Annotated in this window: 13 protein-coding genes; 2 read left to right on the top strand and 11 right to left on the bottom strand. The window is 33.6% G+C overall.

Going from position 1 to position 18544, the window contains the following annotated elements; all coding sequences use genetic code 11:
* Positions 1–173: 173 nt before the first annotated feature.
* Positions 174–2051 (top strand): PEP/pyruvate-binding domain-containing protein, encoded by a 1878-nt coding sequence (locus C4F50_RS02320; RefSeq protein WP_193844812.1) that lies wholly within the window; start codon positions 174–176, stop codon positions 2049–2051.
* On the opposite strand, the gene C4F50_RS02315 is transcribed toward C4F50_RS02320, so the two are convergent.
* From C4F50_RS02315 to guaA, 10 genes are all read right to left on the bottom strand, one after another.
* Positions 2048–2605: a DUF4956 domain-containing protein gene (locus C4F50_RS02315; protein ID WP_193844811.1), complete on the bottom strand. Its 558-nt coding sequence runs from the start codon at positions 2603–2605 to the stop codon at positions 2048–2050. The genes C4F50_RS02320 and C4F50_RS02315 overlap by 4 nt on opposite strands.
* A 197-nt stretch (positions 2606–2802) precedes the next feature.
* Complete coding sequence (locus C4F50_RS02310) at positions 2803–3522, bottom strand: toxin-antitoxin system YwqK family antitoxin (RefSeq protein WP_193844810.1); 720 nt, start codon at positions 3520–3522, stop codon at positions 2803–2805.
* 93 nt (positions 3523–3615) lie between these two features.
* Entirely contained in the window at positions 3616–5526 is a 1911-nt protein-coding gene (gene yidC / locus C4F50_RS02305; protein WP_193844809.1) for a membrane protein insertase YidC, read from the bottom strand.
* Between the two features lie 80 nt (positions 5527–5606).
* Positions 5607–7220 carry a CTP synthase gene (gene pyrG / locus C4F50_RS02300; protein ID WP_193844808.1) on the bottom strand — a complete coding sequence of 538 codons (1614 nt, stop codon included), beginning with the start codon at positions 7218–7220 and terminating at the stop codon, positions 5607–5609.
* Between the two features lie 449 nt (positions 7221–7669).
* On the bottom strand, positions 7670–7906 hold the full coding sequence (locus C4F50_RS02295; protein ID WP_056186218.1) for a DUF3820 family protein: 237 nt from the start codon (positions 7904–7906) through the stop codon (positions 7670–7672).
* Between the two features lie 213 nt (positions 7907–8119).
* Positions 8120–10048, bottom strand: coding sequence for a glucosamine-6-phosphate deaminase (gene nagB, locus C4F50_RS02290; RefSeq protein WP_193844807.1), 1929 nt, complete (start codon positions 10046–10048; stop codon positions 8120–8122).
* A gap of 417 nt (positions 10049–10465) precedes the next feature.
* Positions 10466–10867 (bottom strand): OsmC family protein, encoded by a 402-nt coding sequence (locus C4F50_RS02285; protein WP_193844806.1) that lies wholly within the window; start codon positions 10865–10867, stop codon positions 10466–10468.
* The gene (locus C4F50_RS02280; RefSeq protein ID WP_193844805.1) at positions 10867–12936 is read right to left on the bottom strand and encodes a PBP1 and LysM peptidoglycan-binding domain-containing protein; all 2070 of its coding nucleotides are present in this window, start codon (positions 12934–12936) and stop codon (positions 10867–10869) included. Before C4F50_RS02280 ends, C4F50_RS02285 begins: the two co-directional genes overlap by 1 nt.
* A 95-nt stretch (positions 12937–13031) precedes the next feature.
* The gene (locus C4F50_RS02275) at positions 13032–14930 is read right to left on the bottom strand and encodes a muramidase family protein (protein ID WP_193844804.1); all 1899 of its coding nucleotides are present in this window, start codon (positions 14928–14930) and stop codon (positions 13032–13034) included.
* 199 nt (positions 14931–15129) lie between these two features.
* Positions 15130–16659: a glutamine-hydrolyzing GMP synthase gene (gene guaA / locus C4F50_RS02270; protein ID WP_193844803.1), complete on the bottom strand. Its 1530-nt coding sequence runs from the start codon at positions 16657–16659 to the stop codon at positions 15130–15132.
* 279 nt (positions 16660–16938) lie between these two features.
* Here guaA and C4F50_RS02265 point away from each other — a divergent pair, with 279 nt between their 5' ends.
* Positions 16939–17466 (top strand): hypothetical protein, encoded by a 528-nt coding sequence (locus C4F50_RS02265; protein WP_193844802.1) that lies wholly within the window; start codon positions 16939–16941, stop codon positions 17464–17466.
* A gap of 148 nt (positions 17467–17614) precedes the next feature.
* Here C4F50_RS02265 and C4F50_RS02260 read toward each other — a convergent pair whose 3' ends face one another.
* Positions 17615–18325 (bottom strand): hypothetical protein, encoded by a 711-nt coding sequence (locus C4F50_RS02260; RefSeq protein ID WP_193844801.1) that lies wholly within the window; start codon positions 18323–18325, stop codon positions 17615–17617.
* Positions 18326–18544 lie beyond the last annotated feature (219 nt).

Here is an 18544-nt window from a genome sequence, read left to right as displayed (position 1 = left end):
TTGAACTTAATCCATAAAAAAACTAATTGACGAGATTCTTTCACTGCAAATTCATAAGTACTTGCAGTAAAAAATTGAAACACCTGATTACAGATTCAATAAACTACAATTCTATGTATTAGAAAAATATACCTATGCCTTTTTTAATTACATTTATTCATTAAATCAAAAACATGAAAAAATACATTTACATCTTGTTTTCAATATTCGTGTTTACCACCTTAAACGCGCAGCGATTTTTGCCCTCCATCAAAGATTACGAAGCGTTTAAAGCTTTTAAAGGAAAACCTTTATCTGATAAATTCTCCAATATCGAATCGGTAAAAATTGTGTACGATTTGAAAAAACAAAAAATGTACTATTTCAACAGTAAAATTATTTTGCATCATTATGATTTTGCAACGGGATATTTAGGCTATGACAAAGGCGTTGAAGTTTTTAATAAAGAAAATTACAGTAACAGTCTAAAAGATCGTGATTTTCTGCTCGGAAATCTTAATCACATTAAAGGAACTGATAAATGGATTTTTGAGCTTGCTGCATCCGATCATATGCAGGTTTCTCAGATCGAATGGTTTTACAATCAAGTTAAACTGACTTCTTTTATCGGCGATAATCTCAAGTTTTATCTCAACGATCCAGAAAAAATAGAATTGTTTCAGCAGCAAAAATTCAAAATTCCATGTGTAAAATCAGATTATATATTTAATGATTTAAAATACCAGCAAGTTGTATCAGGCTCAACAATTGGCATTTTAAAACAATATAAAATCAAGGACTTAGAGAAAATAAAACCGAATTCTAACGAAATTATAATTCTGGACGGAACTCCAAATATTCTTCCTGATGTAAAAGGAATAATTGTAAACGAACTGCAAACCCCATTGAGTCATTTGGTTCTTTTGGGCAAAAACCGTAAGATTCCAATAATGGCGTATACCGTTGTCGATAAAGACAATAATCTTAAAAGGCTGCTTTCTAAAAAAGTAGAATTTAAAATTGAAATTGATACTTTTTATATCAAAGAAACTGCTAAAAAAATAACCGAGAAAAAAAACTCAAAAAAGAAAAAATTAAGCATTGACAACAGCGTTACCGAATTAGTAGATCTTTCTGTCATTCCAAAAAAAGGTGTCAATTTTATTGGTTCTAAAGCGCAAAATATGGCGTATTTAATCGCTGTTTCCAAAGAAATTCCGTTTAAAACTCCCGAAAATGCCCATGCAATTCCGTTTTATTATTATACAAAACATATTGAGAAAGCAGCCATTTCGCCTTTAATAAAGGAACTATTATCCAATCAAAATAAAGATTCCCTAATTTGGATTAACAAAAAACTAAAAGAAATTCGTGACGCTATTAAAAAAGAAGACATTGATCCTGAACTAATTACTAAATTAAATCAAACCTTTAAAAATGCCTCTTTCAAGAACTTTAGATTTCGTTCTTCTACTAATGCCGAAGATTTAGACGATTTTAACGGCGCCGGATTGTACGATTCTAAAACCGGTATTTTGGGTGACAGCATTAAAACTTTTGAAAAAGCCATAAAACAAGTCTGGGCAAGTGTCTGGAATGAAGCTTCGTACAACGAAAGAGAACTTTTTGGCATCGACCAGCAAAATATCGCTATGGCGGTTTTGGTGCATCGTTCTTTTCCTGACGAATTGGCGAATGGCGTAGTAATTACAAAAAATGTTTTCAGAAAAAATTTTCTAGGAATTACTGTTAACATCCAAAAAGGAGAAAACTCGGTTGTGAAACCCGAAAAAGGTGAAATCTGCGAACAATTTACTGCTTATCAGATTGATGAAGAAAACAAGACTTTAGATCTTGATATTGATTATACTTCTAATTCGAATTTAAACAATAACGAACCGCTTCTGAACAAAAAAGAAATCACGCGTCTTTATGAAATCAGTAAAACCATAGAACACAAAATGTCCCGTTATTGGCGAAAAAGTTCGCTTAATCCCGTAGATATCGAATTTAAAATCGTGAACGAAAGTCGGGATTTATACATTAAACAAGTTCGCCCTTTTAACGATTAATAAAACACCTGAAGATCTATTTCGTTACTTGATGTGTTAATCAGGATAATTTTGAAGTCAAAGTCTTGAATGTTTAATTTCTGCTGAATTGATTTTCGAATAAATTCTTGGCTTAAAGTAAAATTGCCTTCAATCGGAATTTTTACATCAATTGTATTTAAATATTTTGACGCTTTTTTATTGACGATTATCGATGCCGCTATATAAAATCCGATGATAATGAATTGAAAAAACAATACTATTTCAATCTTCTCAAACGGATACATGATATCTAAAATAGACAAAGTAATGGTGGCAAAAAGAAAAATAATCGCATTTACCGTAAAAGACTGTGTTCTGAATCTGAGTATAGAAAAGATAGCAAACAAACCAAAACCAATTCCAACACCGATTTCAATTTTGGTAAACAAATAACAGAGTGAAAACGTACAAAGCCCAACAATAACCATTAACGGATTTATGGTTTCGTTATCTTTTCTATTTGAGAAGAAATACAAAACTAAAATTGAAAAAAACAGCAGTAAAAAGCGTCCAATCAGTTCGTTTAAATCCATAAGTTAATGTTTTTGTACTTTCAAAAGTAGAAAAAAAACAGCCACGAATTCATTAATTAATTTTATCAAAAAAAGGCTGCCACGAATTGCACGAATTTTCACGAATTAATTTTAGCTTTCTTCAGCTACTAACAATTCGTGAAAATTCGTGTAATTCGCGGCAAAAAAAATGCCCGCAATGCGGGCACAAATTGGTACTATTTATTTTTAGGTTTCGAATCGGCTTGATAACTGCTTTTAGGATCGCTCATGTTAACTTCTTTTAGCAATTTACCTTTTTGGTAAAACTGCCACATTCCTGCCTTTTTTCCGTTAACAAATTTCCCTTTTGATGCAACACTTCCATCAGAATCATAGAAAACAGCGTCGCCATTATATTCGTTATTTTTATAATTAGATTCTTCCTGAAGCGTGCCGTCCTGACCTATTTTTTTATAAGCTCCTTCTTTTAAACCATTTTTATAAGTCAGTTCTTCTGCAATTTTTGAGTTTGGATAATAAACTGTTTTTAAACCTTCTAGTTTTCCGTTTTTGTAATTTTCAACACTCATTAAAACTTTAGAAGCTTTATGATAATATTTCCATTGTCCCTCGCGTAGTTTTCCAACTTCTTTCCCTTCGCTTACAATGTTTTTATTCTGATCATAAAAAATCGTGTACGAACTGCCGTCGTTTGCGCTAAAATCTCTTGTCGCAACAACGTCTCCTTTTTTGGTATCATCAAAAAATTTAAAAATCCCCGTTTCTTTTCCGTGGCTAAAAGTTCCTTCATAACGAGGACGTTTAGACTCGGCATAAGTACCTTTCCAAAGTCCGTCTTTTTTACCATTGGCATCTACTTTATTCATTTCTGTCTGAGCATTCAAAAACAATGCGTTTAGAAATAGTAATCCAAGTATGATTTTTTTAGAGATCATAGTATTTTTATTTTTTAACTTAACGAAAATCTAAATTATAAATTATAGCGGTATAAAAAAAATCCCGATAAATCGAGATTTTTTTATTTAGAATTATTTCTTTTTGCCTTGAGCTTTCTTAGCTGCTTCCTGCTGCTCCATTACATCTTGAAGACGCTGCTGAAACTTACTTGGCTTTTTAGGCTCTCTTAATTTGTTTTCCTGAATCTGAGCGTGAATTTTTTCGCTGTCTACAATGTAATTTTTAATTACAAACATAATTCCGATTGTAATTAAGTTCGAAATAAAGTTGTACAAACTCAAACCTGCACCGTAGCTGTTGAAGAAAATTAACATCATTAATGGTGAAACATAAATCATGATTTTCATCATTTTTGCCATATCCGGCATACCTTCCTGCTGCGGCGCTGCCATCTGCTGATCTCCAGAAGTCATTTTCATGTAGAAGAAAATTGCAATTGCTGCCAAGATTGGGAACAAACTGATATGATCTCCGTACAACGGAATACTGAAAGGTAATTTTACAACCGCATCAAAAGATGATAAATCGTCTGCCCAAAGGAATCCTTTTTGTCTTAACTCAAAAGCTGATGGGAAGAACTGGAACGATGCGTACATAAACGGAAGCTGAATCAATGCCGGGACACATCCTGCCATTGGGTTTACTCCTGCCTTGTTGTACAGTTTCATTGTTTCCTGTTGTTTCTTCATTGGGTCTTTTTTGAATTTTTCTCCCAACTCAGTAATCTCAGGACGTAAAACTTTCATTTTTGCCTGAGACAAGAATGATTTATAGGTAATTGGCGACATCGCCAATTTGATAATTATTGTAAAAATGATAATCGCAATTCCTAATGAAAGTCCGATTGTTGAACTTAAGAAGCCAAATAATGGAATAAAAATCAATCTGTTGATCCATCCGAAAATTCCCCATCCTAATGGAATGATTTTTTGGAAATTTTTATCATAAGATTTTAAAACTTTATAATCTGCAGGTCCAAAATACCATTGCATTTTATAATCAATTTCACCATTTGAGAATGCTAAAGGAACATTTGTCTTAAATTGTTTAGTAAAGACAGTATCGATTTTTTCATCGTTAACCAAATTAGTTGACTCTAATTTAGATGTTGCAAATGGCTTGTCAGTTACTAAGATAGAAGTAAAAAAGTGCTGTTTGTAAGCTATAAAACTAACTTTTTCTACTGTTTCTTCTTCATGTTTACCTAAACCTGCATAATTAATTTTACCGTCTTCGTGCTCATAATAAATTTCAGCATAACGGTTTTCATACGAAATACTTTTTTCGTTTCTGTATGTTTTTAAATCCCATTGTAAATCTAATGGCTTAGAAGAATTTAAAACTCTGTTTAATCCTTGAGAACGAATATCAAAACCAACTAAATAATCATTTGGTTTTAATATGTATTTGTATTCTAAAAATTCGTTTGCACCCGCTTTCAAACGCATAGATAAAACCTGATCCGAACCAATTTTTTCTAAAGTCGGCTCAAAATACAAATCTTTAGAGTTTAAAGTTCTGTTGTCAGTTGTTTGTAATTGAATGTTTAAATTAGAATTATTGTCTTTGATTAATTCAACTAATTGCCCTGAATTTTTCTCAAATTTTTTGAATTCTTTTAAAGTTGCTTCTACAATATAACCGCCTTTATTTGCGATTTTTAATCTCAATTTCTCATTTTCGATTGTAGTAAAAGCTTCTTTTGCAGAAGGAAGTGTTGCAGAATAAGCAAATCCGCCTAGAGTTTTTTGCAAGTTCGCCAATTGAACCGTATCTCCAGGAGTTGTTGCAGCTGGTAATGCAGCAGTTTTAGCTTTATCCGTTTTTGCTTGTGCTTCTTGTTTAGCAACTAATTCTTTTTTGGCTTTTTCAGCAGCAATTTCTTTTTCAGAAGGCTGATTTTGATACATGATCCAAATCAAAATTCCAAATATCAATACAAAACCAATGATTGAATTAAAGTCTAATTTTTTTTCTTCCATTATTATTTAAAAAAGTTATTCGTTTGAGGTTATTAGTTGTGAGTCTTTCTCAAATGTTACAGCCTCTCAGAATATAATTATTATTTTTTATGCGCATTAACCGCAGCTGCCACAAAGTTTACAAAAATAGGGTGCGGATTGGCAACGGTACTTTTGTATTCTGGATGGTATTGCACACCAATAAAGAACGGGTGGTTTTCAAGCTCTACAATCTCTACAAGACCTGTATCTGGGTTAACTCCAGACGCTTTTAAACCTGCTTTCTGCAATTCGTCGGCATATTTATTATTGTACTCATAACGGTGGCGGTGACGCTCCGAAATAGTTTTTTGTCCGTAAATTTTGTATGCCAAAGTGTTTGGTTTGATATCACATTTCCAAGCACCAAGACGCATTGTACCTCCTTTATCGGTAATTGTTTTTTGTTCTTCCATTAAATTCACAACTGGATGAGGCGTTTTATCGTTCATCTCTGTAGAATTTGCTTCTTTATACCCTAAAATATTTCTAGAGTATTCGATAACAGACATCTGCATTCCTAAACAGATTCCGAAGAACGGAATGTTGTTTTCACGCACAAAACGAACTGCTTCGATTTTTCCTTCTATACCTCTTTCTCCAAAACCTGGAGCAACTACAACTCCATCAAGTGTTCCTAATTTCTCCTCAACATTATCAGAATTAATATGTTCTGAGTGAATCGAGATTACATTTACTTTGGTTTCGTTTGCAGCTCCTGCATGAATAAACGCCTCTAAAATAGATTTGTAGCAATCCTGCATTTCTACATATTTACCAACCAAACCAATGTTTACAGTTTGTTTTGGATTTTTTAATCTTTTTAAGAAAGTATTCCAGTTTTTAAGATCCGGAGATGCTTTTTTAGGTAAATCTAATTTCTTTAAAGCCACAACATCTAATCCTTCTTCCAGCATTAAATTTGGAACTTCATATATCGTAGAAGCATCTATTGACTGAATAACCGCTTCTTTTTTAACATTACAAAACAAAGCTAATTTTTGACGTAATTCCTGAGACAATTCGTGCTCAGTTCTACAAACCAAAATATCGGCTTTGATTCCGCTTTCCATTAATGTTTTTACCGAGTGCTGCGTTGGTTTTGTTTTTAACTCTCCGGCAGCAGCCAAATAAGGAACTAAAGTTAAATGAATAACAATTCCGTTATTTTCTCCTAATTCCCAAACTAACTGACGAACAGACTCTATATAAGGTAAAGATTCAATATCACCGACAGTTCCACCAATTTCAGTTATAACAATATCATAATCGCCGGATTTACCCAGCAATTGCATTCTGTCTTTGATTTCGTTTGTGATATGAGGAACAACCTGAACTGTTTTTCCTAAAAATTCTCCTCTTCTTTCTTTTTCAATAACCGAAAGATACACCCTTCCTGTCGTAACATTATTAGCCTGAGACGTAGGAACGTTCAAGAAACGCTCGTAGTGTCCTAAGTCTAAATCTGTTTCTGCACCATCATCTGTTACATAACATTCTCCATGCTCATAAGGGTTTAGTGTCCCCGGATCAACGTTAATATACGGATCAAATTTCTGAATAGTTGTGCGGTACCCTCTTCCTTGTAACAATTTTGCCAAAGATGCCGCGATAATCCCTTTTCCTAATGAAGAGGTCACACCTCCTGTAACAAAAATATATTTTGTTTGATTCATTCTGTTGTTGTTTGTAAGTAGTTGTGTAAAAAACTTGGCAAAAGTACAAATTTAATTAGATAATTTATCAATTAGAGAATGAGATAATTTTGCAAATTTTTAAACAGATCGATTACTTGGTTTTGTAATCGATAATTTTAACTTTTAATTAGAGATTTTTTTGAAGAATGTCTTTAATTCTAAGTCAAAAAATATTTTTAAGGAAGCTGAAAAGAAAATAGATCTAAAAAAATAAGGAAGTAATGCGTCTATTTTATGCAGCAATAATCTTAGTGTATCGTTTCTGAGCAGGTTAAAAAAAATATTATAATTTAAAAAACACTGACTTGTACACATTTACGAATTCAGTCTGGAATTCTGTGGTATCACTTTGTTTTTAAAAATTATAATATTTTTGTATTTCAAACTTAAATAAAAAAAACCAAATAACAAAAGATTTTTCTTACTATTTATTTCAAAGGCTTTGGATATTGCTTTTTTATGTTGCGAATTAATTCTTCGAGTCCGTTTAATTTTAACTCATAAATAAGCTGCAACTGCTGCCCTAATTCTCCTTTTGGAAAACCTTTATTCTGATACCAAACCACATAATATTCAGGTAAATCGATTAAAAAACGCCCTTCATATTTCCCGAAAGGCATTTTAGTATGAGCTAATTTTATGAGAAGTTTTTTGTCTTGTTCCATTTTTTTTATAAAAGAAAAAAAGAAGCAAGAGAAAAGAATACAAACTCATTCTTTCCTCTTGCTTCTAATTATTGCAAAGCTATTCTATTTTTTTATTTTTTTGTCATAATGAAAGGATTTCATTGAATAAATTTTCAATAAATCAAAGCCTTTGAGCCTTTGTTCCCTAAACCTTTGAACCTTTTTCATTAAAAAACTCAGAACCTTAGCATCTTAATAATGCCATCTCACAAATGCTTCCATAGCTGCATAAGTTGCCAAACCTAATTGCTGGTACACAGCAGCTGTTTCGCTGTTTCTGTCTTCTGCTCTCTGCCAAAATTCTCTCGCATCTGTTCCTTGGAAAACAACACCATCTTTTTGTGACTGATGTTTGAAGATTCCGTGACGTTTTGCCAAAACCTGATCCGGGCTCATTGGAACCGCCATTTCAACTTCGTCAATTCCCCATTCCTGCCAAGCACCGCGGTACAACCATAACCAGCAGTCGTTCATGAATTCTTTTGGTTTTAAAACTTTCACCGCTTCAAAAATAGCATCCAGACAAACTTTGTGCGTTCCGTGCGGATCTGCTAAATCTCCTGCTGCGTAGATTTGGTGCGGTTTAATTTTTTCAATTAAATCAACTGTTAACTGAATATCTTCTGGTCCTATTGGTTTTTTCTCAATAGTTCCAGTTTCATAGAAAGGTAATTCCATAAAGTGAATATGATCGTCATCCAAACCAACAAAATGACTGGTTGCTCTCGCCTCACCTTTTCTAATCAATCCTTTAATGTAACGAACTTCTGGAATATCAATTTCGCTGTTCTTTTTATTTTTTAAGAAGGTAACCGCCTTTTCATAAATCGCATCAGCCTCCGGACTTTTGATTCCGAATTTCTCATTATAATCAATTACAAAACTAGCAAAACGCAATGCTTCGTCATCTGCAACAGCGATATTTCCAGACGTTTGGTATGCCACATGCACATCATGCCCTTGTTCTTGAAGACGCATAAAAGTTCCTCCCATACTAATGATATCATCATCTGGATGCGGACTAAAAATTAAAACACGTTTTCTTGCCGGTTCTGCTCTCTCTGGACGATTACTATCGTCTGCATTTGGTTTTCCGCCTGGCCAGCCCGTAATTGTATTTTGTAATTTATTGAAGATCTTAATATTTGTATCGTAAGCCGGCCCCGAATCTGCCAATAAATCACTCATTCCGTTTTCGATATAATCGGCATCGGTAAGCATCAAAATTGGTTTTTTCAATTTAAGTGCTAATCCTAAAACTGCTTTTCGGGTTAATTTATCTGTCCAAACAACTTTCTCTACCAGCCACGGGCTGTTAATTCTCGTTAGTTTTGATGAAGCTTCTTTATCTAAAACAAAAACAGCATTATCATGCTCCTGCAAAAAAGATGCTGGCACTCTGTTGGTCACTTCGTCTTCTACAGATCTTTTAACAACATTCGATTTTCCTTCACCCCAAGCAAGTAAAATTACTCTTTTGGCTTCCATAATTTTTTTAACTCCAAGAGTGATCGCAGTTCTCGGTGTATTGTTCAATCCGAAAAAATCTTTACTAGCAGCTACTCTGGTAATATGATCTAAAGCGACTAAACGCGTTTTTGAGTTTTGAAGCGAACCCGATTCGTTAAAACCGATATGTCCGTTACCTCCAATTCCAAGAATCTGAAGATCAATCCCGCCCAAAGCTTCTATTTTTGCTTCATATTCATGGCAGTAATCCGCAATTTGTTCTTTTGTTAAAAGTCCGTCTGGCACATGAGCGTTTTCTGGTAAAATATCGACATGATCAAACAGTAATTCTTTCATGAAACGAACATAACTGTTGATCGAGTTTGGTTCCATTGGATAATATTCATCCAAATTAAAACTGATTACATTTTTAAAACTCAAACCTTCTTCTTTATGAAGACGTACCAATTCTGCGTACAAACCTTTTGGAGAAGATCCTGTTGCCAACCCTAAAATACAAGGCTGATTTTCTTTTTGTTTTGCTTTAATTAAAGCAGCTATTTCCTGCGCCACTTCTTTTGATGCGTCTGTTGAGTTTTCAAAAACAACAGTATTGATGTTTTCGAAGCGCTTTTCGAAACCTGTTGCTTTATCGATTTTACTTTTTAACATGATAGTTTATTTTTATTTTATTATAAATTTCAATCTTATACAGAACTATAACTGTAAATCTGAATTTGCCAAATTCATTATTTTATTAAAAAACTTAAAAACTTAGCAGTCAATCACATAAAGATAGTTCCTTTTTTTTAATGCTTAGAATTTTACCCACCATAAAAAGAACAATGCAAAATCATCAACTCAAAAACATAACTCTAAAATTAATTTGCAATTCTAGATTCAAATATTGCATTTTTTTTGCAAATATAAGCTTTAATAAAATTAAAGATGCAAAATCAATCTTAAATTTTGCAAAAAAATTGTAGTTGGATCTGTTTTTTGCAAAATTTACTCAACATAAAAAAATACATTCCATAAAAAAACCATCAGTTTCCTGATGGTTTTTATTTAAACTATAATTTTAAGAGGTTAACTCCAGTTAAAAGTGATTTTTTTCTCAATTTCACTGCTTAAACTTAAAAATACTGGGCAAGTCATTGCAGCACGCTCTAAGATGGTTCTGTTTTTTTCATCAGCATTACTTTTCATTTGAAAAACAATTTCGATTGCTCCAATTCTTCTTGGTTCTGCATTCATGATTTTAGTTACTTCTGCAGTAGAACCAATAAAATCAACTTCCAGATCACGAGCTTTGATTCCCATAATCGTCATCATGCAGCTTGCCAGAGCATTTGCTACTGTATCTGTTGGAGAAAATGCTTCTCCTTTTCCGTTATTATCTACTGGTGCGTCAGAAATGATTTCGCTTCCTGACTGTACGTGGATTGATTTTGTTCTTAAATCGCCTAAATAGGTTACTTTTGATGTCATTAATTTGCTGCTTTTAAAGTTAAATCGCTGTCATAATACAAGATATAAACACCTTTGTTTGCATGACCGCCGTCTTCTTTTTTATAATATTGAAACTTATTATCAACTTGCTGGGTTGCCATTAAATCGGCTGTTTCCTGAAATGTCTTGCCCTGCACCAAACGCATCATGGTATCAAACGTAATATCAAATCCTCTGGTTGCATAGGTTGTCGGATTCATTTTATTTTTCAGACGATATTGTTTTTCATATATTAAAACTGCCGGATCCTCACTCTCTCGAGTCACAGAAGGAAACATTAATTTTAGTTTTACTAAATTTTCAAAACTAATTTCATCGGTATCTAATGTACTATTAGGTTCTAAAATAACCAGTTGTACTTGGCACGTTTTCTGAGAATCGATTAAAGCTTTAATCGTTGTTTTAACCATCGCCGTATTTCCCGTTTCCATCACCACATAATTCATTCGGTTCGGCATTAATAAGCTTTTTAGATTTGCCACGTCCAAACCTCCAGTTTCAGTTAGAGAAGCAAAAGCAACACCGCGCTGATTTTGCTTTATATAATTAATAACCGATTCTTTTTTCTTATCTACAACTGCCACAATATTTCCGTTTTTAGAACGCATATAATCAAAAACAGCATTTCTAATCACGTCATTAGCAGGAATCGATTGATACAAATTGTCAATCGGATTGGCAGCATCTTTTGACAATGGCGAAATTACAGGAACATTATACAATCGAAGTGAATTTGCTGCTGCTTCTGCATTATTCTGATAAAATGGTCCGATAACGGCATCAGCATCCTGAAGTTTATTGATCAGACTTGAAACATTTGAAGTCGTTTTGGTTTCTTGAGAATCATAAACAGTCACATCAATTGGCAGTTTCAATGTCTTAGCAGAATCAATTGCAAGCATTGCACCAGCATAAAAATCCAATGTCATGTTTAAAAACTTATCCGTTTTTAATTTAGTTGCGATTCCTGTGGTGTCACTTTGTATTTTAGCCAAATTAAAAGGCAGTAACAAAGCAATTTTTTTACGCTCGTTTGTTTTCTTTTTAGTCAGAGTAGTTAAAGCCGCAACTTCAGCATCATTTTCTTCAGACTCTACTCTTTCTACAATTTTAATGCCGCCTGCTGCAGGTTTTTCATTTGTGCTTACAGGCGATTTTTCAGCTGGCTGCTGTACCGGAACTATAGCGACCGGAGCAACATATCCTGCTGGAACTTTTAAAACCATTCCTTCTTTAACTCCTGTAGAGAGTGAAGGATTTAAGGCATTTAATTCGTCTTGCGTTAAGTGAAAAGTTCTAGACAAACTGTATAACGTTTCTTTTGGTTTAACCTGATATTCCATATACGTTACCGCTTTCTTTGAAGTCTCTGCCGCTTTTTTGTTTTCAGCAGGTTTTGCTGCTTCAGCTGGAGCATTTTCTGTTTTTGGAGCAGTTCCTTTTATAGTCACACGATAGCCCACAGGAAGACTGGATACAATTTCTGGATTTCTTTTTTCTAAATCTTCAATTGTTGTATCATATTGTTTCGCAATAGAATACTTGGTTTCTTTTGGCTGCACTTCGTGATAAACATATTTTTCCGGGCCTTTTTCTTTAGCAGGTTTTGCAGCAGTCTTTGGCGTACTGCCTTTTGCTGGAATTACCAATTTTTGTCCAATTTGAACACCGTCTTTTTCTAAAAACGGATTCGCAGCTTTTAATGCTTCATCAGAGATTCCGTATTTATGCTCAATACTCCAAAAAGTTTCTTTTGCCTGCACTTCGTGAATTATTTCTTTTCCAGAAGAAACTGCTTTTTTAGATTCTGCAGCTTCTTTTTTGGCCTCTCCCGACTTAATCGGAATCAACAATACGGTATTTGGAGGCAGACTCGTTCTGGCATCTGGATTTAACTGATAAATATCGTAAGGTGTAACCTTAAATTTTTGAGCAATCTGGTTAATCGTCTCACCGCTTGACACTTTATACTTTGCCACTTTATCTTGCGAAAAAGCAGTAGAAGTTATAAAAAAAACAAGAGACAATAATGTTAAATAATATTTCATAAATAGGACTTAAAACAATTTAATTTCTAATTTTAAAACAACTCATATTCTAACCAAAAGCAAAATTCGAGCCGTTTGTGCTTTCAAGCAAAAAATCACCTCAAATCAATTTCGACTTTGGCAATTATGATATCTTTATATAACTCATCTTCTTCTTTTTTCTTGCATTGGTACAAAACTTCTTCCATGTTTTCGAACTTATCTGAATATACAAAATACGAAAGACTGTTAATGTTAAAAAAGAAACTAGCGTTAAAATTGCCAGAATCAATGAGTTTCATAATATACTGATCGCGCTCAACTGCGTCTGTAAATATACCTAAAACTAAGTAATACCCATTTGAAACTTCTTTAAGATTATCATAAACTTCTACATTAACTGTTTTGCCCGCTTTTAACGGATTGTTTTTCAGCTCTTGTTTCATTTCTTCCAAAGAAAGTGTTTTTGCATTTTCTGTCAAACTCGGATCGTTTTGCTTTTTAACCGCAGCATCTTGGTATTTTTTCAATTTAACCAGAGCGAGTTTGTCATCAAATTTTCGGGCCTCCATACTATAATAAGATGCCATACTTATATGCCTTTTTACTTCAATTTTTCTCTGAACGTCCAATGAATCAATTTTAGCAATCAAAAGCTGGTTCTGAGCATCTCCCTGCTCCTGTTCTATTTTATAGCGTTTAATTTCTTCTAAAGACAAGCGCTGCTGCAATGATGTTGTGTTGGTATTTTTTTCGCTTTCGCGGATTTTCTTCTTGTACTCCTGATTTTCCTCGACAGCAATTCGCTCTACTTTATTCATCAAACCGGCATAAGCTTTTCTGTTTGCTGCCAATTCTTTCTTTAATTGATTCGATAGTTCATTGGTTTTATTGATTCCGTCAAAAGATTGCTTTTCTAATCTTTTAGATTCTTCAATATTCAAAACATTCATTCCTTTCAATTCTTTTAAATCATTATTCATGGAAACTACCAGCGAATCTAATTTTGCCATTAAAATATCCTGAACATTTTTATTGGCTTCTAAAACCAAGCGCAGTTTTTCGACTGAATTTTCTTTAGAACCATTCATATCATTCAAATTCAATTTCAAATCATTAATTTTTATGATTTTCTGATTCATTTCTTTTTGAATGACAAGTCGGTCTTTTAAATCCTCTAACTCTACAGTTTTGGCTTTTGTTTTTTCGACTACAACTTGTTTTTCGGCCAAAGCCAGCATTAGTTCTTCACTTTCATTGGCAGGTTTAATTTCATTTTTATTAATGGCCAATTTATTTCCAATAACCAATCCGTTTACAATTTCAGGATTTTGAGATTCAAGCTGATCAATTGAAATAGCGTATTTCTTGGCAATTGAAAATTTAGTTTCTTTTGGTTCAACAACATGAAAAACCGTTTCCTGATTGATTACACGAACTCTTCCGTCCAGCGTTTTGCGCTTATTGGGAATCGCAATTGTCTGACCGATCTGTAATCCGTTTTGCAGCAATTCTTTATTTAAGCTTTCTAAATCCTGCACTGAAACATTGTATTGCCTGGCAATACTAAACAAAGATTCTTTGGCCATAACCTGATGCGTAACTTTTGACGAAACAGCCTTTGCGGTAATTTCCGAATTTTGCGGAATTACAAGTTCTTGTCCGATTTGAAGTCCGCCGGCAAGAGTTTCCTGATTCGCATTCTGAATGGTTTCAACAGAAACATGATATTGTTTAGAAAGTCCGTAGAGCGTTTCTTTGGGCTGTACAATATGCGTTTTAAGATTTGAATTGGCTGGGGAATGAACAGGAATTTTTAAAATCTGGTTTTCCTTGATTCCATTTTGTGAATCGGGATTGAGTTTAAAAATCTCATCTACAGAAACCTTATACTTTTGGGCTATAAAATAAGCAGTTTCTCCTTTTTGAATTTGGTATTCAATAATTGAATCTTGTGCAGCTATTCTGTTAAAAGACAAAATAAACACAAGAGAAATCATTAAAAGTTCTCTCATAAATAGTAGGTTTAAAAATTAAGGCCTTACAAATGTAACTTAATTTTAAAAATGATACTATTCTTACTTACATGTTTGTTACAACTTAGAACATTAAAAAATACTGCTGTGCTGAATTACAGCATCTTTATCTTATTGTATAAAAAAATGCCCGCAATGCGGGCATTTTTTTATTGTATTTTCAGGTGTTAATTAAATCTTATTCCCACTCAATTGTTGCAGGCGGTTTAGAACTAATGTCGTAAACTACACGATTCACCCCTTTTACTTTATTTATAATGTCATTAGAAACTTTCATTAAAAACTCGTAAGGTAAGTGAACCCAGTCAGCAGTCATACCGTCTGTAGATTCTACCGCTCTAAGCGCTACTACTTTTTCGTAGGTACGCTCATCCCCCATTACACCAACACTGTTTACAGGAAGCAAAATTGCTCCAGCCTGCCAAACTTTGTCGTATAATCCCCAAGATTTTAATCCGTCGATGAAAACTGCATCTACATCTTGTAAAATCTGAACTTTCTCTGGCGTGATATCTCCCAGAATTCTAATTGACAATCCAGGTCCAGGGAAAGGGTGTCTTCCTAACAATTCTGGATCTATTCCTAATGTAGCACCTACTCTTCTTACTTCATCTTTAAAAAGCATTCTAAGCGGTTCTACTATTTTTAATTTCATATAATCTGGCAATCCGCCCACGTTGTGGTGCGATTTAATTGTTGCCGATGGTCCTTTTACAGAAACAGACTCAATTACATCTGGGTAAATTGTTCCTTGTGCCAGCCATTTTACGTCTTCTAAAAGGTGTGATTCATCATCAAAAACTTCGATAAATACACGTCCGATCGTTTTACGTTTGGTTTCAGGATCACTGATTCCGGCTAATTCACCAAGAAAACGATCTCCTGCATCAACTCCTTTTACATTTAATCCCATTCCTTTGTATTGATCTAATACATTTTGGAATTCGTTTTTACGTAAAAGTCCGTTGTTTACAAAAATGCAGTATAAATTTTTTCCAATTGCCTGATTTAATAAAACCGCAGCAACAGTAGAATCTACTCCTCCAGATAAACCAAGAACGACTTTGTCGTCACCAATTTTCTCTTTTAATTCTGCTACCATTTCTTCAACGAAAGCATTTGGAGTAAAGTTTTGAGGAACTTCTGCAATTTTCACTAAGAAGTTTTCTAACATTTTTGATCCATCAGTAGAGTGATAAACCTCTGGATGGTATTGAATTGCATAAGTAGTTTCGCCTTCAATTTTATAAGCAGCATATTCTACGTCATGTGTACTTGCTAGTTTTACTGCGTTTGCCGGCAAAGCTTTTATACTATCGCTGTGGCTCATCCAAACCTGGCTGTTTTCTGAAACTCCTTCAAAGAAAACTTCGTTCTCTTTAATATAAGACAAATTAGCCCTGCCGTATTCTCTAGTGTTTGAAGCTGCAACTTCTCCTCCGCTGAAATGCGCTAAATACTGCGCTCCGTAACAAACGGCAAGCATTGGCAGTTTACCTCTAATTTCTGATAAGTCAGGATGAGGCGCATCTTCTCCACGAACAGAGAAAGGGCTCCCTCCTAAAATTACGGCTTTATAACTTGATAAATCACTCGGAATGTGATTGTAAGGAAAAATTTCGCAGAATATATTTAATTCGCGAACTCTACGCGCAATAAGCTGTGTATATTGCGATCCGAAATCTAAAATAAGTACGTTGTGTTGCATGCGCAAAAATACTTTTTATATTTTAAATTGAAAAATCGGAAGTGCGAAAAAAATATATTTTTTTCGCACTTCCGATTTTTAGGTATAAAGGTACTGAGTGACAAAGGCTCAAAGGTTTAAAAACTTTGTCACTTTGAGCCTTTGCAACTTTGTCCCTAAAACAAAAAACCATTTTCTGGAAAACTTCGTAATTAGAGAAAACAATTTAAATTAACCCTAAAAAGTCTAAGTTTCATTTTTCACTCTGAACCTTTGTGACTTTGCAACTATTAAAAAACTATGAAATCAAAATTAATTGCTCTTACAATCTGTTTATCTGTATTTTTAACTTCATGTGATGCCGTTGATGACCTGCTGTCTTTTACTATTTCGAACAATACTTCGATTAAAATTAAAAGTACTTCTCCAATCAATCTTCCTTTGGAAATTATCACTCCTGAAGTAACTACAAATTCTTCTGCTGAATTTGAAAACAACAAAACAAAAGCAAGCTTGGTAAAAGATGTGAAGCTTAGATCACTGCAATTAAACATCGAAAATCCAGCAGACAAAACATTTACGTTCTTAAAATCGGTTCATCTGTATATTTCGACAACCGATTCTAACGAAATCGAATTGGCGTACCAAGACAACATCAATTCAACTTCAAACGCAATCGATTTGATTTGTACGGATAAAAAACTAGACGAATATTTAAAAGCTGACAGTTACAAAATCAGAACTAAAGTAACTCTAAAAGAAACGCTTACACAAGATGTAACGGTTAAAGCAGCAATGAAATTTAAGGTTACTGCAGATCCGTTTTAATCTGAGCTGCTAAAATATTCAGCCACATAGGTTCTAAGTTTTTTTTAGCTTCGTTAAAACAAAACTATTATTAAAAACAATTAAGGTTCTAAGATGCGAAGTTTTAGCTTAGCACTTTAGAACCTTATTATATATAGACTTTAAAAATTTACTCTTTCGTAACAATTATAGTCGCTTTAAATCCAGCGGCAAGATTATTCCAATAGTCGTTTGTGATTAAAGTTCCTTTATCATCATAAACTTGAATTTCTGCAGTATTACCGCCAAGAGTACCGATATTTAGTGCTTCAAAATCCAATTTATTAAATCCAGTGGTCAGATCGATTTTTACTTGTTTGTAACTAGAATCCAATAAAATCTGATCCTTGACCACAACGTCATTTGTAGAAACCTTTACTAAATCGCCATCAATCGCTCCAAAATCACGTAACTTAATAATGAAATATTCTGATTTGGTTTTAAAATCTCCTAACGAAATATTTTTCTTCACCAAGACCCCGCGTCCCTCTTTTAAACCAGCATCTTTTAAAGATCTATCTAAATCTTTTTCCATTTTATCAATATAACGATCGCCGGGATTTGCAAAATCTGTTTCTGTTGACATGGTGAATTTACTTTTCTCTACTCCTACTTGCAATTGAGATTTTGGAGTTATACTCTTGTTTTCAAAAACATTTGGTGTTTTGATACTAGGAATATCCAGATTTTCAGCTTGTGGATCTTTTACCTCAGGAATTGGTGTCTTTTTGGGTTTTACACCAAATTTTGGCGCAGGAATAGGCTTGTATTTTCCACCTATCTCTTGCGCGGAAACTGACATTGCAGTAAGCAATAATATGAAAAATAAAATCTGTTTCATTCAATAGGGATTATAGAATCGGCTTTTATAATTAATTGTCAGGCTCAAAAAGCCAAGCATTACAAAAATACTATAATTTCATTACGCCTAACGGCTTTATGAGTTTTATAACATTAAATTAAGCTAATTTTTGGAATCAAAAAACCTGCCAAAACATAATTAATCTTCGAAAAATAAATTCTAAATTTTAAATTCCAAATTCTAAAACTAAAACAATCA

Origin of the sequence: Flavobacterium hungaricum, assembly GCF_015182285.1 — a bacterium.
GTDB lineage: Bacteria > Bacteroidota > Bacteroidia > Flavobacteriales > Flavobacteriaceae > Flavobacterium > Flavobacterium hungaricum.
This window is presented reverse-complemented; position numbering and strand designations above follow the sequence as displayed.

Bases quoted from the DNA above. Each gene is read 5' to 3' on its own strand.
- C4F50_RS02295 (WP_056186218.1), bottom strand. From the start codon at position 7,906: ATGGAACAAGACAAAAAACTTCTCATAAAATTAGCTCATACTAAAATG.
- pyrG (WP_193844808.1), bottom strand. From the start codon at position 7,220: ATGAATCAAACAAAATATATTTTTGTTACAGGAGGTGTGACCTCTTCA.
- C4F50_RS02285 (WP_193844806.1), bottom strand. From the start codon at position 10,867: ATGACATCAAAAGTAACCTATTTAGGCGATTTAAGAACAAAATCAATC.
- C4F50_RS02280 (WP_193844805.1), bottom strand. From the start codon at position 12,936: ATGAAATATTATTTAACATTATTGTCTCTTGTTTTTTTTATAACTTCT.
- C4F50_RS02315 (WP_193844811.1), bottom strand. From the start codon at position 2,605: ATGGATTTAAACGAACTGATTGGACGCTTTTTACTGCTGTTTTTTTCA.
- C4F50_RS02320 (WP_193844812.1), top strand. From the start codon at position 174: ATGAAAAAATACATTTACATCTTGTTTTCAATATTCGTGTTTACCACC.
- C4F50_RS02265 (WP_193844802.1), top strand. From the start codon at position 16,939: ATGAAATCAAAATTAATTGCTCTTACAATCTGTTTATCTGTATTTTTA.
- C4F50_RS02260 (WP_193844801.1), bottom strand. From the start codon at position 18,325: ATGAAACAGATTTTATTTTTCATATTATTGCTTACTGCAATGTCAGTT.
- nagB (WP_193844807.1), bottom strand. From the start codon at position 10,048: ATGTTAAAAAGTAAAATCGATAAAGCAACAGGTTTCGAAAAGCGCTTC.
- C4F50_RS02275 (WP_193844804.1), bottom strand. From the start codon at position 14,930: ATGAGAGAACTTTTAATGATTTCTCTTGTGTTTATTTTGTCTTTTAAC.
- C4F50_RS02310 (WP_193844810.1), bottom strand. From the start codon at position 3,522: ATGATCTCTAAAAAAATCATACTTGGATTACTATTTCTAAACGCATTG.
- guaA (WP_193844803.1), bottom strand. From the start codon at position 16,659: ATGCAACACAACGTACTTATTTTAGATTTCGGATCGCAATATACACAG.
- yidC (WP_193844809.1), bottom strand. From the start codon at position 5,526: ATGGAAGAAAAAAAATTAGACTTTAATTCAATCATTGGTTTTGTATTG.